Origin of the sequence: Ruegeria sp. HKCCA5763, from assembly GCF_013034545.1 — a bacterium.
Taxonomy (GTDB): domain Bacteria; phylum Pseudomonadota; class Alphaproteobacteria; order Rhodobacterales; family Rhodobacteraceae; genus Ruegeria.
In genome coordinates this window covers 1-16,463 of record NZ_WQGF01000015.1, presented here as the reverse complement: position 1 = coordinate 16,463, position 16,463 = coordinate 1, and the positions used below count along the sequence as shown (strand labels likewise).

The 16,463-nt window shown below is 51.5% G+C and carries 14 protein-coding genes and 1 pseudogene; 8 read left to right on the top strand and 7 right to left on the bottom strand.

The features are described 5' to 3' along the window. Window positions 1-136: 136 nt before the first annotated feature. Window positions 137-826, top strand: a complete 690-nt coding sequence (locus GOV89_RS19990) for a hypothetical protein (RefSeq protein WP_171238904.1) — start codon at window positions 137-139, stop codon at window positions 824-826. A gap of 74 nt (window positions 827-900) precedes the next feature. Continuing rightward, complete coding sequence (locus GOV89_RS19985; RefSeq protein WP_170357377.1) at window positions 901-1,149, top strand: ParB N-terminal domain-containing protein; 249 nt, start codon at window positions 901-903, stop codon at window positions 1,147-1,149. On the opposite strand, the gene GOV89_RS19980 is transcribed toward GOV89_RS19985, so the two are convergent. From GOV89_RS19980 to GOV89_RS19970, 3 genes are all read right to left on the bottom strand, one after another. Continuing rightward, complete coding sequence (locus GOV89_RS19980; RefSeq protein WP_171238903.1) at window positions 1,141-2,148, bottom strand: fatty acid desaturase; 1,008 nt, start codon at window positions 2,146-2,148, stop codon at window positions 1,141-1,143. The two genes, GOV89_RS19985 and GOV89_RS19980, sit on opposite strands and share 9 nt — an antisense overlap. Window positions 2,149-2,220: 72 nt before the next feature. Next, window positions 2,221-2,427, bottom strand: coding sequence for a cold-shock protein (locus GOV89_RS19975; RefSeq protein ID WP_170430361.1), 207 nt, complete (start codon window positions 2,425-2,427; stop codon window positions 2,221-2,223). Between the two features lie 505 nt (window positions 2,428-2,932). After that, on the bottom strand, window positions 2,933-3,322 hold the full coding sequence (locus GOV89_RS19970) for a MerR family transcriptional regulator (protein WP_171238902.1): 390 nt from the start codon (window positions 3,320-3,322) through the stop codon (window positions 2,933-2,935). A gap of 98 nt (window positions 3,323-3,420) precedes the next feature. On the opposite strand from GOV89_RS19970, the gene GOV89_RS19965 reads away from it, so the two are divergent. The 4 genes from GOV89_RS19965 (at window position 3,421) to GOV89_RS19955 (ending at window position 6,156) form a co-directional block, all read left to right on the top strand. Further along, window positions 3,421-3,744 (top strand): hypothetical protein, encoded by a 324-nt coding sequence (locus GOV89_RS19965; protein WP_171238901.1) that lies wholly within the window; start codon window positions 3,421-3,423, stop codon window positions 3,742-3,744. 4 nt (window positions 3,745-3,748) lie between these two features. Further along, on the top strand, window positions 3,749-3,967 hold the full coding sequence (locus tag GOV89_RS22925) for a GDCCVxC domain-containing (seleno)protein (protein WP_253284533.1): 219 nt from the start codon (window positions 3,749-3,751) through the stop codon (window positions 3,965-3,967). Window positions 3,968-4,415: 448 nt separating this feature from the next. After that, window positions 4,416-5,237: a type IV toxin-antitoxin system AbiEi family antitoxin gene (locus GOV89_RS19960; RefSeq protein ID WP_171238900.1), complete on the top strand. Its 822-nt coding sequence runs from the start codon at window positions 4,416-4,418 to the stop codon at window positions 5,235-5,237. Beyond that, on the top strand, window positions 5,227-6,156 hold the full coding sequence (locus tag GOV89_RS19955) for a nucleotidyl transferase AbiEii/AbiGii toxin family protein (protein WP_171238899.1): 930 nt from the start codon (window positions 5,227-5,229) through the stop codon (window positions 6,154-6,156). The genes GOV89_RS19960 and GOV89_RS19955 overlap by 11 nt, the downstream gene beginning before the upstream one ends. 182 nt (window positions 6,157-6,338) lie before the next feature. Here GOV89_RS19955 and GOV89_RS19950 read toward each other — a convergent pair whose 3' ends face one another. After that, window positions 6,339-7,367 (bottom strand): replication initiation protein, encoded by a 1,029-nt coding sequence (locus tag GOV89_RS19950; RefSeq protein ID WP_170481392.1) that lies wholly within the window; start codon window positions 7,365-7,367, stop codon window positions 6,339-6,341. Between the two features lie 609 nt (window positions 7,368-7,976). Between GOV89_RS19950 and GOV89_RS19945 the strand changes: the two genes are divergently transcribed. Both GOV89_RS19945 and GOV89_RS19940 read left to right on the top strand, forming a co-directional pair. Further along, window positions 7,977-9,179, top strand: a complete 1,203-nt coding sequence (locus GOV89_RS19945; RefSeq protein ID WP_171238898.1) for an AAA family ATPase — start codon at window positions 7,977-7,979, stop codon at window positions 9,177-9,179. Continuing rightward, window positions 9,176-10,150 carry a ParB/RepB/Spo0J family partition protein gene (locus tag GOV89_RS19940; RefSeq protein ID WP_171238897.1) on the top strand — a complete coding sequence of 325 codons (975 nt, stop codon included), beginning with the start codon at window positions 9,176-9,178 and terminating at the stop codon, window positions 10,148-10,150. The genes GOV89_RS19945 and GOV89_RS19940 overlap by 4 nt, the downstream gene beginning before the upstream one ends. Before the next feature lie 375 nt (window positions 10,151-10,525). Here GOV89_RS19940 and GOV89_RS19935 read toward each other — a convergent pair whose 3' ends face one another. From GOV89_RS19935 to GOV89_RS19925, 3 genes and pseudogenes are all read right to left on the bottom strand, one after another. Continuing rightward, on the bottom strand, window positions 10,526-11,581 hold the full coding sequence (locus GOV89_RS19935; protein WP_171238896.1) for a tyrosine-type recombinase/integrase: 1,056 nt from the start codon (window positions 11,579-11,581) through the stop codon (window positions 10,526-10,528). A 300-nt stretch (window positions 11,582-11,881) separates the two neighbouring features. Beyond that, window positions 11,882-12,124 (bottom strand): annotated as a pseudogene (locus GOV89_RS23125) (DDE-type integrase/transposase/recombinase); the annotation flags it as partial. 597 nt (window positions 12,125-12,721) lie between these two features. Continuing rightward, window positions 12,722-15,661: a calcium-binding protein gene (locus GOV89_RS19925; protein WP_171238894.1), complete on the bottom strand. Its 2,940-nt coding sequence runs from the start codon at window positions 15,659-15,661 to the stop codon at window positions 12,722-12,724. Between the last annotated feature and the right edge of the window lie 802 nt (window positions 15,662-16,463).

The following is a 16,463-nucleotide window of genomic DNA, read 5'->3' as shown; positions in this document are numbered from 1 at the left end:
TGAACCATAACTCGATTGACGAAAACCTGGGCAAAATGCTCAAAGCCGAAAGGGCGCATCGCTGGTCCTACAGAGTGAAGATGTTTATCGCGTTAGCGGTGTTTGTTGCGGCCATAATTGTGGTCGTGTTTCTCTGATGCGCAAAAATGCCCCTCAAGTAACCCTTCACGGTTCAAAGATATCAGTTCGTGGTCTGGAACAAAGAGCATTTCAGGACCGCAGTGTTCGTAAGTCGCGGAACGCCGACGTATCAGGCGTGATTGAAGAAGAGTTCGGAAAGTACTTGATTAAGGCTGGTATTCTGAGCGGCAACAGCGTTGCGCGCGCATTCCCCAAGCCACCAGCTCAAACGCAGGCAATGATTGCCGATGCAGTTGGCGAAACACCGGCATTGGCCATTGAAGCCTTAAAAGAAATTCTCAAAGCACGAGACAGGAAGCGTAGCGGTCAACGCCGATTGGAGGGAAACTCCGGTACCCTTGTTCCCAGCGAAAGAGAATATGCCGAGGCATTGCGCCAGATCAGGCTGACCCCTGCACAGGTTACAATGCTCAAAACACTTACAATCGCAGGCAAGGAGGGTCTGACCATTGGTCACTTGTCTCAGGCGGCTGGTTACAAATCGCGCGAAGCGTCCGTCAAGGTCTTCAAGAAAATCGGGCTATTGATCGCAGAATATCTGGAACTCGAGCTTCCCGAAGCCGGATCGGCACAGAATGATGGCGCCGCACAGGTTCTGGCATTTTCTCACATCAAAAGTGACGATGAACCAGCGACTTGGATCATGCATCAGGAACTGCGCGATGCTGTTCGTTCGGTTCTATGACGCACGTTCCAGCCCCAGCTTTTGCAACGAACTCTGAACCGGAACAATTGCACGAAAGGTTGCTCACGTAGCTTATGTTGGAGAAAAGACCATATCCGCTCGACCTGATCTATGTACCTGTGAAACGGGCGAAAACGCTTGATCAACAAAAAGTTCTGACGCTGGCCGAAGATATCCTGAAGAACGGCCAGAAGACCCCGATCCAGATACGCGCGGACAACAAGAGGTTCGTGCTGATCGAAGGCCTTCACCGACTGGAGGCCATTCGCGCCCTAGGCGGTGACACTGTCGAGGCATATCTGGTGCGCGCCAGACTACACTGAGTTGTTATTGGTGTTCGACAAAGCCTCGGAAAATGTCAGCAAGCGCTGACTTTTTTCGTCCCAAAGGTGCAATCGCGCACAATGAAAGCTCTCATATAAAGTAATACGCTGGCAATCTTCCAACTCGGAATGGTCACGCAAAACCTCGTTTAACCGATAAAACGGTATGCGGCTGGCAAGGTGGTGAACATGGTGCACACCAATATTGGCAGAGAACCAACGCAGGATGCCTGGTAGGGCATAGTGAGAACTTCCAAAGAAAGCGGCGTTCTGAAGATTCCACCCCTCTTCCCGTTCCCAGGTCGTGTGTTCAAACTGGTGCTGAATATAGAAAAGCCAAATACCAATCGACGCGGCGACGATCATGGTTGGCAGGAATACATAAACCAATACATCCAGGCCTCCGATCCAAAAAATCAGAGCCAGGACCACCGCAATCGCGGCGTTTGTTCCCATTGCACTTGCCCAATACAGCCAGCCTGACCGCATGAACCCAAAAGGCAAGCGATTTTGAAGAAAGAACGTGTAGACCGGTACGATACAGAACAGGAAGAAGGGGTTCCGGATTAACCTGTAAGCGGCACGACTGGCCCACTTGCGCTTCAGGTATTCCTCTACAGTCAACGTAGGGATATCGCCCATCCCGCGCCGATCAAGGTTGCCGGTTGAGGCGTGGTGAATCGCATGGCTTTGCCGCCAGACGTCATAAGGTGTGAGGGCGAGAACACCCAGGACCCGGCCTGTCCAATTGCAAACGGTACGGTTTCTAAAGAATGATCCGTGACCACAATCATGCATGATGATGAAGATACGCACCAGAAATGCGGCGTTCAGGATGGCCAGTAGAACAGCGACCCAGATACTAAGGGATAGTGCAAACCACGCTGCGCCCCATAGCGCGAAAAAGGGGATGACAGTGATTGTCAGTTCAAAAACGCTACGCTTCGTATCGGGCACACGGTATTGCGCGAGCGCCCGGGTCAATTCCTGCTGTTGCAACTGACTTGTTCTCCAACGGCTCTTAGGAGCCCTCTGAGCAAACGGGCACCCCAGAAGGGTGCCCCTAGCAGGCTATGCAAGTGCCAGGTTGGCGGCGCTGTCGCGTCCGTCACGGCCAGCCTCGACGTCGAAGGTAACCTTCTGGCCGTCCTTCAATTCGCTAATGCCGGAACGTTCGAGTGCTGAAATATGCACGAACACGTCGCGCTTGCCATCTTCAGGTTCGATAAAGCCAAAACCTTTGGTCGAGTTGAACCATTTTACTGTGCCATTTGCCATGGTCGAAGTCTCCTAATACTTGCCGCCCGCATTATTGCGGCGACTCGGCGTGGTCGGTCTGAATCGAAAGACTGAGCGCCGAATTTGGGAGACAGCAGGTCGAAAAAGAAAAACGTTAGCCTTGTGTATATGGACTTCGAGTACGCACGATACAAGCCTTGATACAATAGAAAGCAACAGAAGATCTGAGTCTGCCTAGCCCAATTTAGGACAAGGATAAGCAGAACCATTGCTCTGCGATTCGGAAATCAGAGGTCGGCTTCATGATAAAAACCTGCCGAGTGCGTATGCAGCAAATTGATTGCTCAGGCACGGTAGGTAGGGCTCACTGTCCGAAATCGCAGTGTGCTTCAAGAACACCGCGGCGAGGCAAAAATGTTCATTGATTGATGGAAACATTGCTAAATCAACAAGTTGACTTCTCTAACGAACGGTAGATTCTGCGCGGCCCGAATCTTGGGTCATGCTGCGTTGGCATAGGGCGACTGCGAGCCTCAAAGTGCCATTAGTAGGTCCGTATCTGCGCAAGCATCGGGCAAAAAACGTTCCCGATGTTACAGTTGGCCGTAAGTTCATTCAGGGCGGCCTCCAATCGCTTAAGTTCGATTATCTTCATACGCACATTGGAGATATGAAGCTCGGCCAGTTCCTTAACGGATTGGCAATCCTCGCTATCGCCTTCGGACAGGTTGAGAAGCACCTTTGCATCGGCAAGCGAAAAACCCAAGTCTCGGCACTTCCTTAGAAAACGAAGCCGTCCAACATCGTGCGCGGAGTACATGCGTCGATTATTCGATGCCCTTTCTGGTTTCGGCACGATCCCTTCGCGTTCGTAATAGCGGATAGTTTCAATTCCGACTCCGCTCCGCCGGGATGCTTCCCCAATCGCAAACATGTGAGATTTCCTGCCTTGATCCTGAAGTGGCTACAGACGTTATACGAGAAGTTGCTGTCTCTACAACTCCGCGCGTCATGGCTCATGAGGGAAACAGAATGCAGAAATACCTTAGCCTCAACTATTTGGGATCGCTATCAGCGCTTGGCGTCGCGACTTGCTGCGTTTTGCCCATGACAATGATGTTACTGGGGCTGGGCGGCAGTTGGTTGGCAATCTTTGGGAAGGTTGCGGCAGCGAGTTACTATGTGCTGACGATTTCAACGGCGCTCGTCGCGATATCGTGGCTGGTATCTTATCGGCGCGGTTCCTTACCGACGTTGAAATGGCGGCTTGCAGGAACGACTCTAATCAACGGCGTGGCTTGGGTCGTTGTGTTTAACGAGGCACGGATTAACGATTACCTGATCATGCAGATGTGAGACTATGACAAAACAAACTGTAGTCCTAGAAAGCACCCTGACTTGCCCGAAGTGTGGCCACAGCGAAACCGAGCAAATGCCAACGGATGCTTGCCAGTGGTTCTATGAATGCAAGTCGTGCAAAACAATTTTGAAGCCGTTGGAAGGCGACTGTTGTGTTTACTGTTCATATGCCACGGTCCCGTGTCCACCAATTCAGCTAGGCGATAGCTGTTGCGGATGAAGTGAAGGACGGCTTTGTCGGGCGAACTGTGAGCTGCCGCCGCGAGCATCGCTGCAATTTGCATGAGTGACCGGTTTTTCCGCTGCTTGGCGGCACTAGATATTCGGCAATCGCAGCGTTTTGCTGCTGCAAGCGCATGCAGCAATAAAACCCAGGGTACAGATTGGGCTCCAAGCGGTCATGCGGCATTGCAGCATTCTACACGGGCTACACGAAATCTGACTGGCAGCTTTCACAGTCTTAGCCGGTTTCTCTTGCATGTGCGGAGAAAGTCCGCTTCCCGCCCTTGGCACCGGAATCTTCCATTTATCCCGGGTATTCCGATGGGTTTCCGCGTGGCGCTGTGTTTTTAATAATGTGCTATTTTCAGCGCTATAGACGCTTTAAAAATGTACTTTTCAAAGAGATCCTCTTGCCTTTTCTTTGAAATTATACGATTTAGGGCGTCATGAACGCTGGAAGATCGCAAAATCTGAAGAAAGTTCTCGACTCGGTGCCCGCTGGGTATCTCGTCGATGCCAACTGGCTCACCGCCCATGGCATAGCCTACGAAACCTTTCGCGACTATGTAAAACGGGGCTGGCTCGAACGCGTTCACCGCGGCGTTTTCCGCCGACCTGTTCCCAATCCGCCCGCATCAAACACCATTGACTGGAAGGCCTGCCTGATCTCGATGCACCATATCATGGGCTATGATATTCATGTCGGCGGCAAAACTGCTCTCTCTCAACAGGGCTACGACCACTACCTGCATTTGGGAGACAACGCCCCTATCTGGATCTATGGCTACAAAATACCCAACTGGCTCACGAAGCTGCCACTCAATGCACCTATAGAAACGCGCAATACGTCGTTGTTCACTGACCAGGCACTTGGCGTTACAAATGACGACCTAAAATCTGAAAACTCCCTCCCGTGGGACTGGCAACTGCGCATGTCGGCCCCCGAACGGGCGGTCATGGAAGCTATGGACGAATTGCCGGACCATGAGAGTTTTCACAACCTCGACATGGTGTTCGAGGGCTTGACGACGCTACGACCTAAGTTGCTCTCGGCGCTCTTGTTGAGCTGCAAGAAAATAAAAATCAGGCGCCTCTTCTTCGTTTTTGCGGATCGCCACAATCACCCCTGGCGCAAACGACTTGATGCTGACGCCTTCAACCTCGGGACGGGGGATCGAGCATTGGTCAAAGGTGGCCGGATACATCCGCGATATCGTATCATGGTACCGGAAGAGTTCGCCACGACAGAGGCAGAAAATGGCGCGTAGGAACTATGAATCCCAGGTCGCCCTTCTCGTGCGTGTATTGCCTTACGTAGCGAAGGAAGAGATATTCGCGCTCAAGGGCGGGACAGCAATCAACCTCTTCTATCGCGATCTACCGCGGCTCTCGGTTGATATCGACCTGACATATCTGCCGATAAAAGAGCGCGAACAGAGCCTCGCCGAGATCAACGAAGCCATGGATCGTATCGCTAAGTCGATCGAAAGGGGCATCAACGGGGCCAAGGCTCAAAGAATAAAAGGAGGTGGGGGCGGCGCCACCCGCGTGCTTGCGCGTCTGGAAGGTGCAGAAGTCAAAATCGAAACCTCGCCAGTCACGCGCGGCGTTGTTCACGACCCCGAAACCCGGGCGGTCTCCGACGCTGTAGCAGACGCGTTTGGCTATGCAGAAATTCAGATCGTCTCATTCGAAGATTTGTTCGGCGGTAAGCTCCACGCAGCCGTGGATCGCCAGCATCCACGCGATCTCTATGATGTAAAGCTTCTCTATGAACACGAAGGACTGACGGATGATCTGTTCCGGACTTTCCTGATCTACATCGCCTGTTCGGCACGTCCGGCACACGAATTGCTGAATCCCAACCTGATTGCCCTAGATCAACCTTATGTGCGTGAGTTCGAGGGCATGACTAAGTCAGTCGTCGGCCTGGATGACCTACTGACGACGCGCAACCAACTGATTGCGGATATCCAATCTCGCTTCGACAAACCCACCAGACAATTCTTGCTCAGTCTGCAGGATGGCGCGCCGGATTTCGCCGTAATAGATCGACCGCAGGCCGCCAATCTTCCCGCCGTGCGTTGGAAGCTTCTCAATCTGGAGCGCCTAATCCGGGACAACCCGAAAAAGCACGCCGAGCAGAGGGAAGAACTCGAAAAACTCCTAGGTCACCTCTTCGACTGATTGAAATTCAGGGTCCGACCTATTGAAAGTGCAGGCACATTTCCGCGCCGCTTATTGTCACTGCGTACAGTGCCGAGAAAATCGTACATCCGCTTACGATTCAGGGGCGCATTTTTCTCCGTCATGGGAGCCACCTGCCATCATGTCAAGAATCGTCAATCGTTAAGTAAGCCGTAAGGAAGTCAGATTGGGTTGGCTTCAGCGAATTTCCGAATGTACGCAAGAAATGCACGGTCAGGGTCTTTGGGTGGTTCCATTCCTGCTGACCAATCACGCCATTGGCCCTCAATGTAGTAGATGTCATACCCTGGATGCCGCAGACGAGCAGTTTCGTAGGTTTCGGTCTTTAAGGCGTCACCTCTTTTTTCTAGCCAGGCCGGACGCGGTTTGATGCTTGGAGCAACGGGCATTTGAACGTTTTCTTCCTGTTCTTGAGCTTTTGCCTTACGTCCAACGGACGAAAACTTAAGCGCGCGCTCCGCAGCCCCCTGCCCTTCTCCGTCCTTTTTCCACCAGCGCAATTCGACGTGAGTCACACGGCGCCCGGTCTTTATTGGATCGATCGCCACCATGTAATCCGACAGCGCATTGACTTCAGCAATTGCAGGTTCGATCGCGCGTAGTTTCAAGTTGCTCCAGTTGGTTAGCTTCCCCTTTGGTACACCTAGAATGCCGCGCAGATCATCGACGGAAAACTTCTCGGATGAGCGCCAGCGCAGATTGCCGCGCTTCTGTACGATCTCATACAACGTCAGCGCATATTTCGAACTCAGTGCGAACATGATCTCGCGCTGCAATCGGGCAAAAACTGTCGAATTGGAAATAATTTTGCGCAACCGCGCCGGGATCTCGTATTCAATTAGCCCATCGCTTCGCACTGTTTCCACGTTACCACCCAACAACTGGACCCGTTCGACCGCAGGTTCGCCATCCCATACAACTTCCACTTTCACAATGGCGGACATCAATCGCTCAATAGACTCCCCTACCCTGTCGTTCGAGTTATGCGACCCACGCAGCATGGATTTTTGGATAACATGGCTGACAGGCTTGTCGATGGCATCCCAAGCGTTTTCCAAAAGCTGATTGTAGATCCGCCGATCATTAAGCGTCAGCGGTGTGACCTCAATCACGTCTACAAGCTCACCAGGCTTGACCAAGCTTTCAGAATTTGGCCGTGCGTCCAAAGTGCGGTATGGTTTTTTTGACATGTACTGCCCAACACCTAATTATTACTTTTGTATGGCGTATGATGTAAGCATAGCCATCACCGTTGTCTCGGTCCAGCACCCAATCTGTAATTTTTCGAATCAACATCGAGGCTCGTGTGATTCGAAGGAAGGCTCACAAAACCCAATAAAACAAGGGTTTTTCGAATCACCTGATCCGTCCCCAAAAGTAGGATTTACGCCCGTCCCGAAATGTAAGCTTTAACCATCCGAAACGTAAGGCAAAGCACCCCAATCTGTAAGGATTTGCGCCCGATATGTAAGGGAAACATACGACAAAGCATTGATTTTAAAGCAATAACAATCGTATGAACATTTGAATCCAAGAATCTTGAACAAGATTGTTTTTTATATTTTGTTTTTTGGTGATTGGTACCAGGCAACATCGTCAGACATCAACTTCACCCGTATTAGATATTCTGAGTTAGAATGTTGTTACTAATGACCTCCGGTTACCCCCAATTTCCGCTCCTGTGGCCTTTGCCTTCGAATTTCCCATTTTTTACGTGATCTGCCTCAAAAACCACACTTGAGCCGATTCACCATTCCGGGCATGATTCACGAAAGGCAGATTTCTACAGGACAAAACCTATGACCACCTCCCCCTTGCCTCCTGTTGGGCTGGATGAGATTGAGCAACTATCTGATCGTGCAAGTACCGTGATGGAGCGATTGCGCGATCGAGTATTCTCCCCCGACACTGAGAAAACGCTAAACCTAAATTTTAATGTTCGCTCCGCTGCCGAGATGGTAGGTCGATCAGAGAAGTTAATCCGTGATGCTGAAGCGGACGGCCGCTTGCCTGAGCCGGAAAAAGACCCAGTCACTGGAAGAAGGACCGGGTACTCACTGTCTGACATAAACCGGATGCGGGAAGTGTTCGGTACACTACCTCATCGTGCAACAGATGATCCAACACTGGTTTTGTCAGTTCAGTCATTCAAAGGTGGCGTTGGAAAGTCGACAGTAACGACCCATCTTGCCCAGTTCCTCGCGCTTAAAGGCTATAGAGTTTGCGTTATCGATTGCGACAGCCAAGCTTCAACGACTTCGATCTTTGGCCTGAATCCTGACATTGATGTGGATGAGACTGAAGATACGCTTTACCCATTCTTTCAGCATGGTGGGCCGCAGACGCTTCATTATGCTTTACGCGCTACGTATTGGCCTGGCATTGCGCTCATCCCTGCAAACCTCGGTCTCTATGACGCTGAGTATGAATTCGCAGCTCGGATGGCCAGGGATCAAGTTTTTGTGTTGGACCGTTTGCGGGATGGGATCAGCACCATAGCCGATCAATTCGACGTAATCCTTCTAGACCCGCCGCCTGCGCTGGGAATGATTTCTCTTTCAGTGCTTCGAGCAGCAAACGCGATGGTGATCCCTGCCCCGCCGAATAATATCGACTTTGGATCTACTGCCCATTTTTTGAAGATGATGGGCGCAACGTTGAATGAACTAGCTCAACATGGCGGAGCTCGTGATTATTCATTCGTCAAGATTCTGGCCACCAAGATGAACGACAACAAATCTGCGCATGCAGCCATCAAACGAATGATGGACGCGGTTTTTCCCCAAGACATGTTGGCCAGTGTTCTGAAAGACAGCGCCGAGATTGATAACGCCACAGCGAACTTGGGCACGGTGTACGAGATTACGGGACCAGCAGCTCGTACAGAAACCCACAAACGCTGTCGGGCATATCTGGACGCGGTGGGACGCGAGGTTGAAGTTTTGATGCGCAAAACCTGGCCCAGTCACCATACTGCATTGCGCAAGGAGGGAGTGTTATGAGCAAGAAACACGACGCAATTTTCGATGACGTACTAAGCGGTCTCGATAGCGGCCCTGCCCCCAAAGCCGAACGCGCTGGCGCTCGCTTTCTAAACCGCTCTAACAGAGTTGCGGAACGGATGTCGGGGGATATCGAGGAGAAGTCCCTGAGGTGGGTTGATCCCGGAGAATGCCGTATGTGGGAGCGACATAACCGGGCGTATGACCTACTATCGGAGGACAACTGTCGAGATTTGATTGACGGAATCCGCAGTCAGGGTCGGCAAGAGTTTCCAGCTATCGTGCGCAAGACAAGCGATCCAAAGCAGCCGTATGAAGTGATTTGCGGTGCACGGCGGCATTTTGCAATCAACTGGCTACGCGCAAATAACTATCCACAGTTTCGCTACTTGGTGGATGTTCGAGAGTTGACCGATGAAGAAGCTTTTCGATTGGGCGATATCGAGAACCGCGACAGAGAAGATATCTCCGACTATGAGCGTGCTCGTGACTATGCAGACGCTGTGACTCGTTACTACGGTGGTAAGCAAAAGGCGATGGCCGTACGGCTAGAGGTCAGTGAGGCTTGGCTTTCACGTTACCTGCAACTCGCCAAGTTGCCGAACGAGATCGTTGAGGCATTCCCTTCGATCCGAGAGATCAAAGAACTGCACGCCCGTACGCTAAAGCCGTTTCTGGGTCGGCCCGAGGATCGTGAGAAACTGTTAGAAACTGCGAGGCAGATGGCAACGGATGGGGTCAGCCGTGACGGCGTGCAGGTCATGAATGTCTTCAAGGCAGCGTTGAAACCTCCTGCTTCGATAAAAGCAGATCCAGTGACTCTTCAATCGTCACCCGAAAAGCCTGCGATGACATACAAGCGCAAAGGCAAAAAGATCGTGTTGGAGTTTCCGACCGACGTACGCAAAGATGAACTGCAAGAGGTCTTTTCGATCTTCTTGGACAGGCATTTCGACACAGATCGAGACTGATCTACTGAAGCGAAGCTGGAAATTGCCAATTGGCAATTTCCCTGCAATGTCGGTCTTTCGAAAAAATTGCCAATTGGCAATTTTGGTAATCCCCTCACTCAGAGGTCGTTTTAACCACCCGAACTGGCTGCATATCTGCCGGCGCAACCGAAACATTTACTTCAGCCATTGAAGAGGCTTTCATCCGCGACAAGTCCAATAGCTGAAGATTGGAATTTGATCTGCGTAACTTGAATGGAATCCAGATGAGCGATCACGCTTCAGAAACGAATCCAACTAATGCGCAATCGAATTCTTGCCAGCGAATATTCGGGTTCGGAGCTGTTGGCTGGGAGTAGGGCGTCCTTATGGTGCGAGTTGGTTTTTGGCGAACGGTTACCCCAATAAGTCCGTCGCCGGGTTTTCGGCGATATCGACGTCGTCATAGTACTTCTGCGCCTGGGCCATGGAGCGGTGCAAAGACAGGCGCATCGCAGCCTGGATCGGGGCGCCGTCCAGTGCGGCTTGGGTTAGGAACCCAGAACGCAGACCGTGCGGCGAGGCGAAGTCCTCCGGCAACCCGGCCAACTGGAGGCGATGTTTGACGATCTGATAGATAGCGTCCGGCGAAAGCCGACGTTTCAGCACACGATCCGATTTTGAGACTGGTCTGAACAGTGGCCCGTTCTTAATCTGTCCAACCTCGATCCAATGGACCAGCGCCTGGGCTGCGCGGCCTTTCAGCACCAGCCGCGGCGTTTCACCTTTGATTGTCGTCTTGGTCTCCAGCAGTGAAATCCAAACTAGGCTTTTCTCGTCGAATTCCTTCAGCGAGACGTCTTCAAACATCAACCCGGTGATCTCCGAGCGCCGTCGACCACCAGAAGCCCAACCCAGCATCAAGATGGCGCGGTCGCGGCAATCCCGCCGGGACCCCCGACAGGTGGCCAACAGCTGCTCGAGCACATCGCGGGTGATCGGATGCTGCGATTTTGGGGCAGGGGGCCGGGCTGCAGCTCGGCGCGCCTTGGCGCGGGCCTGCTTCACCTGCGGCGCACCGAAAGGGCTGGTCAGGTTCTTCATTCGATGAAAGGCAAGCCAGGAGGCGATGCGCCGGTCCAGCGTCGAAGGGGCAGGGCAGGCGAGGGACTTGCGCAGCCCCTGGGCAATCAGCGCTTCTGCGGTTTCGCGCGCCACATCCGTTTCTGGTGCGTCATTCAGATCGCGGGCGTGATCGAGAATGAAGGCGAGGGCGGTGGCCTCAGATTCCGGCCAGTCCAGCGTCGCTGCGAACCGCGCGGACTTCCAGGCGGTGACATAAAGCAGGTCGCGCTCATAGGCCCGCAGCGTATTGGCCGGCGTGCCGCGCACATAGAGATCGGTGAGCGCCTCCTGATCTGTGTCCGAGAGGGCAGGGGAGGGGCTGGGGAGATAAGGCGCAAGAGGCTTCATGAGGCACATTCTGCGCGCATTTTCTGGCGAAATCAATCAGTCATGATAAGGGATACTTATCATGTTTAACAGTGAATTCTGACGGTGGCATATGTAATGTGCAAAAAGCACTCATTATGATCGTAGAGATATTTGGGTCACAGGAAACAAGTTTAAAACTGGGTTGTGTCGTAAACTTTTTGAACAACCAAAGTCAGCGTTTTGCCAGTTGCAGCTATCCCGCGATCTTGACAAACATCCGACATCCGACATCCGACATCCGACATCCGACAGCCGACAGCCGAAAGTCGTATCGCTAGAGAATTGCTTTTTGCGGATCATGTTCGCCACCTCAATGCCATCCAGTGCGGCGCAAGCCGATCTGAATGACTTGAACCCACATATGTATCCCACGCGTCGGTCAATGAATCTGTGATCTTGCTGGATCAGGTTATTGAGATATTTGGACCTGGTCGTTTGTACTTTCGCGGGGCAATCGAACCGCCTCGGAATCTTGTTCACTTCTCGAATGCTGGCTGCATTTGCACTGTTCTTATCAATCACGATTTAGTTTGGGATCTGCTCCGATGAAATTCGAGCGTGCGCGACGAAAACTACGCTCTACCTGACAGGAGGGAACAAAGTCTGCGACAGAACCGGCAACCGTTCTGTCATGATATCGAGGCGACCAGTGTGGCCGTTCCGCATGTCGAAATGATGCGCCAAGACATCTCGACCGAAATCGCAGAGCAGATTAGAGAATGGAACCAGAAGGTATCAGGGCAAATGGTGTCACTGTGTCGTCGATCTTTTTGAAGAGTACGTGGCCCTGCCCCGCTCTGCTTCAGATCATCCGCGAGGCTGTTCCCAAAGCCCCGGCCGGTGTCCAGCGCCTGAACTGGCAATAGATTATCGACCACAACACAAGCGCTTCCGGCAGATCGCACCAGAAGGCCTTGGTTTGGGCGATCCAGAAACCCATCCTGAACAAGATGGTGGTTGACGGATTTGCACCTACTATGCAGCGCGTGCGACAAATAAAAAACGTCCTAAGATCAGGCATTCCCAATCCAAAATACAGCCTCGTGGGATGCTGGTCTCATTATGAAAAATAGCCTGAATCATACCTCACTTATGTGAAACATTTTTTGTAAACGCCGCCTAGATAAAATCAACGAAGTCAGGTAGGTACCAGTTTCCCGAGCCTACCTCGGTCACCTCAGCGATCACGAAGGAACTTTCCTCAATAACAATGTGGAAATAACCACCTTTATCGACGATGGCGAGATCGTCATAACTCGAAACGCCGTACTCTTCCCTAGAGATGTAAATCTTCTCTCCGTCAACGATACAGAAGTCGCTGATAGAATTTCTACCTCCGTTTAGGATGAACACATCATCGCCAGCGCCTCCCCTCAAAGTGTCATTTCCACCGCCCGAAACGATCACGTTGTCTGCTGAGTTGCCCACTATATAATCATCGAAGTTACTACCGATAAAATTTTCGATGTCGATCAGATCATGTTCATTTGAAGAGCCATTCAGGAAGTTTGTGCTCGCACCATTGTAAATGAAGACCCCGCAAGAGGCGTCTTCGTATGAAACAGTGTCTATGCCGCCGTTGCCGTCAACTAAGACGTCTCCGTATCCAGGTTTGAAGAGCTCATTCTTGTTTGACCCCATAAGTTCGGACACAAAGTTGTTGAGCCAGTTTTCCATCGCTGCAGCTGAACCCGGTTTCTGACTATCATCATAGCCTGCGATCGTGTCTTCGAAGATGAAATAGTCTGTCCAGGCCGACGGGTAAAATTCACCGTCTACCGCAATATGGTCTCTCAGCTGAAGAATACTGATTTCCGGCCCATCAATGTGGATATCGGCCACCAAGTTGCCATTTGGCAAGCGCAAGCTGAAATGATGGCCGCTGTGCTGCTCGATCACCAAATCTTCATGGGTGTTGAACGCGTGAGCATTGCTCAGGATATTGATAGTATCTCCGTCTCCGATGTTGAGATCCAGTATTACATCGCAACCGCCGTCCAGAATAAATTGATCCCCACCACTCCCACCCTCAAGAGTGTCCTTTCCCAATCCTCCGGCCAAAATATCGTTGCCGGCACCGCCTTTTAGCGTGTCGTTCCCCGCGCCTCCTTCGAGCACATCGTTTCCGCTACCCCCATCAAGGAAATCGTTTCCTGCGCCTCCGACTAGGACATCGTTCCCGCCTCGACCATACAGCCGATCACTGCCTTCAGCGCCCTGAAAGTGATTGTTGAACTCGTCGCCAAAGATGATGTCGTCAAGCTTGGTACCAATGATGTTTTCTATACTATAGAGTTCGGAATGAGACTCGCCCTCTACCAGGTTGTCTTTGTAGCGCGCCTTACCCAGAAAATAGCTGCGATCGTCGTCGGGCGATTCATCTGAATATGTCTCAGCCATATCAATACGAACGCCAGAGATATCACTCTCCACACCGCCGACGGCACTGTAAAAGCTGTAGGTATCGCTGCCTGTACCACCGTAAACTTTATTGTGACCGGCACCCGCATCAAAAAAGTCGTCGCCCCCGAAACCCCAGAGAACATCATTACCAGATCCCGCCGCCTCGTTTTCGCCGGTATGGCCCAGCAAAATATCATTATGGTTGGTCCCGAATACAAAGTCGTTGGCTATCCCTCCGACATTGTGGACCCCTTGGTATCCCCCCAGGATAATGAAACGTCCGTTCCCGAGCTGTTCAAAGTTGTTTAAGTCTTGTGTGCCGGGGTCGATAACCCTGCCAAAACCATCAACCAGCGTCACTACGCCATCCTTGATGGTGACAACCAGCATGGTGTTTTTGACGTACTGCTCCAAATCGTTCTCGAATTCACTGTAACCCAAGCGCATCTTTGGGTCGCTGAATTGCGGAACGTCGCTGTAGCGCACTTCTGCAAGGTATTTGTTCGTCCCGTCCTTTATGCGGAACATGATGTCATTTTGGCCGACCCATTCGATTATTGGCTGCAGGTCCTTGTTGGCATTTGCCTCGACAATAATGGTGTCTTCAAACGGGTTGAAATCCATAATTTTGCTGACCCGCGCCGGATCAACGTTGCCCTGATCCTCACCCCCGTTATTTACATTTGAAATAAAGTGGTTGAGAATATTCACGCCGACTTTGAAATACTTAACAACCCCCCCAACGCTATAAAGACCAACACTCCAAAGTGTCTCGTTGATCATCGAGATGGGCCACGAATTCTCGGGTTCTTGGAAATGCTGTGAAGGGACGTCTGGATCATTGAGCACAAAATAATCCGACCCGCTTCCTCCATAGAACACGTCGCCGTCCGTGCCTGCTGATCCACCACCAATTAGCCAGTCATCTCCGACACCGCCATACAGTGTATCCGAACCCTCGCCTCCGTCTAGTAGGTCATTCCCAATGCCGCCCCAGAGTTCATCGTTGTCGTGGCCCCCGTACAAGCGATCATCACCTGATCCCCCTACCAGCATATCATCGCCAGCATGCCCATAGATGACGTCATCGCCGCCCATACCAAATATCTGATCATTATGATCGTAGACATTGCCGTTGAACGAGGCGGTACCGAAACCATGAATGGTGTTCCCCAAGTCATTGCCAATAATCTGTGAGGCGACACGGATAGTGACTTCTTCGGTCATCCCCAGGTTTGTGTCTTTGCTACTGATGTCAGAATTGGTGAACTCAAGCCTACCTTCAGACATCTGGTGGCTGCCTGACGAATAAACGTAAAACTCATTGTCAAAGGCGTTGAAAAGTCCGCCACTCTTGGTGGCATGCATATAGAGATGTCCGGATGCCGTCGGGGCTTCGCCGGGTACTGGCCCGATTTCAGGGTCAATTTCAGATGATTGCGTCGAGATCATCGCAAACTCTTGCGACAGGTTGCTCTGCACAACTTCGGGCTCCGCTTCAACCGGTTGGATTGACCTTTGGAAAAATAGGCCCGAACCGTCCCGCACAAATCGCAGATAAGACGGCCAGGCATCCCAGCCGGGTATATACATTTCAGGCCGTTCCACGCCGGACATCGTCGAACGTTGCGCATATGAAGACGGAAATCTGGACATGGTTTGCACCTCCAAGTTTTTAGATGAAACGTGTCACGAAAACACGTCCAGTTGGCCTGAGTGCCGCTGCTGCAAGAATCTCGGAAAAGATTTATTATATAATAAAAACAATGAATTGCACCGAATGCCGGCGATCACTTAAGACAGTTCGGAGTAAAGTCGAACACCAAGACCAATCGTCGCCAAACCAATTGACTGCTTTAAGTCGAATTAGTCCAATAGTTAGTTTCGATTGGGCGATAGAAAGCAATAATCACGGAAATCAGAATGCTCTGCAATAAACACGCAAGATGATTGAGCAAAGAAATCACCACCAGTAGATGATGGTTGCGAGACGGATCGTGAAACTGCGGCCAAAGAAGGTCGCCACCTGCATTTAAGCTCACCATATTTGTCCGGCGTCTTGCGTTATTTTCGACCGGAGATGCGCGTCTCGAAATCAGCCGACGTCATACTCGCAATCGTAGAGAAACCAATCCAAGGTTTTTCGGCCGCCGAGCTAAACCCGAGCATCGACGTAGCCACTGACCGGCAAGGCGGTAGTGATCATCTTTTACAAATGCTCTTTGCTACAGCAGATAGCGTATAGTGTGGAACTCAGAACACACTTGGATCAGTCGATCAGATGGTAAGTCCCTACTTTATAAATTCTTGTTGTTCGCAGCAGGGTTTACCTTAGACAAAGGTTGCGCAGAATTCGACCTTCATTTCCAAGCAGTTGCTCAGCAAAGCTAGCATCACTGCTTCTAGGCTCAGGACTCATAGCCAAAAGATAACGAGTGCGGCGAGCGCGATTGCAGAG

Bases quoted from the DNA above. Each gene is read 5' to 3' on its own strand.
- GOV89_RS19935 (WP_171238896.1), bottom strand. From the start codon at position 11,581: ATGAAGCCTCTTGCGCCTTATCTCCCCAGCCCCTCCCCTGCCCTCTCG.
- GOV89_RS19950 (WP_170481392.1), bottom strand. From the start codon at position 7,367: ATGTCAAAAAAACCATACCGCACTTTGGACGCACGGCCAAATTCTGAA.
- GOV89_RS19965 (WP_171238901.1), top strand. From the start codon at position 3,421: ATGCAGAAATACCTTAGCCTCAACTATTTGGGATCGCTATCAGCGCTT.
- GOV89_RS19925 (WP_171238894.1), bottom strand. From the start codon at position 15,661: ATGTCCAGATTTCCGTCTTCATATGCGCAACGTTCGACGATGTCCGGC.
- GOV89_RS22925 (WP_253284533.1), top strand. From the start codon at position 3,749: ATGACAAAACAAACTGTAGTCCTAGAAAGCACCCTGACTTGCCCGAAG.
- GOV89_RS19940 (WP_171238897.1), top strand. From the start codon at position 9,176: ATGAGCAAGAAACACGACGCAATTTTCGATGACGTACTAAGCGGTCTC.
- GOV89_RS19945 (WP_171238898.1), top strand. From the start codon at position 7,977: ATGACCACCTCCCCCTTGCCTCCTGTTGGGCTGGATGAGATTGAGCAA.
- GOV89_RS19975 (WP_170430361.1), bottom strand. From the start codon at position 2,427: ATGGCAAATGGCACAGTAAAATGGTTCAACTCGACCAAAGGTTTTGGC.
- GOV89_RS19970 (WP_171238902.1), bottom strand. From the start codon at position 3,322: ATGTTTGCGATTGGGGAAGCATCCCGGCGGAGCGGAGTCGGAATTGAA.
- GOV89_RS19960 (WP_171238900.1), top strand. From the start codon at position 4,416: ATGAACGCTGGAAGATCGCAAAATCTGAAGAAAGTTCTCGACTCGGTG.
- GOV89_RS19955 (WP_171238899.1), top strand. From the start codon at position 5,227: ATGGCGCGTAGGAACTATGAATCCCAGGTCGCCCTTCTCGTGCGTGTA.
- GOV89_RS19990 (WP_171238904.1), top strand. From the start codon at position 137: ATGCGCAAAAATGCCCCTCAAGTAACCCTTCACGGTTCAAAGATATCA.
- GOV89_RS19985 (WP_170357377.1), top strand. From the start codon at position 901: ATGTTGGAGAAAAGACCATATCCGCTCGACCTGATCTATGTACCTGTG.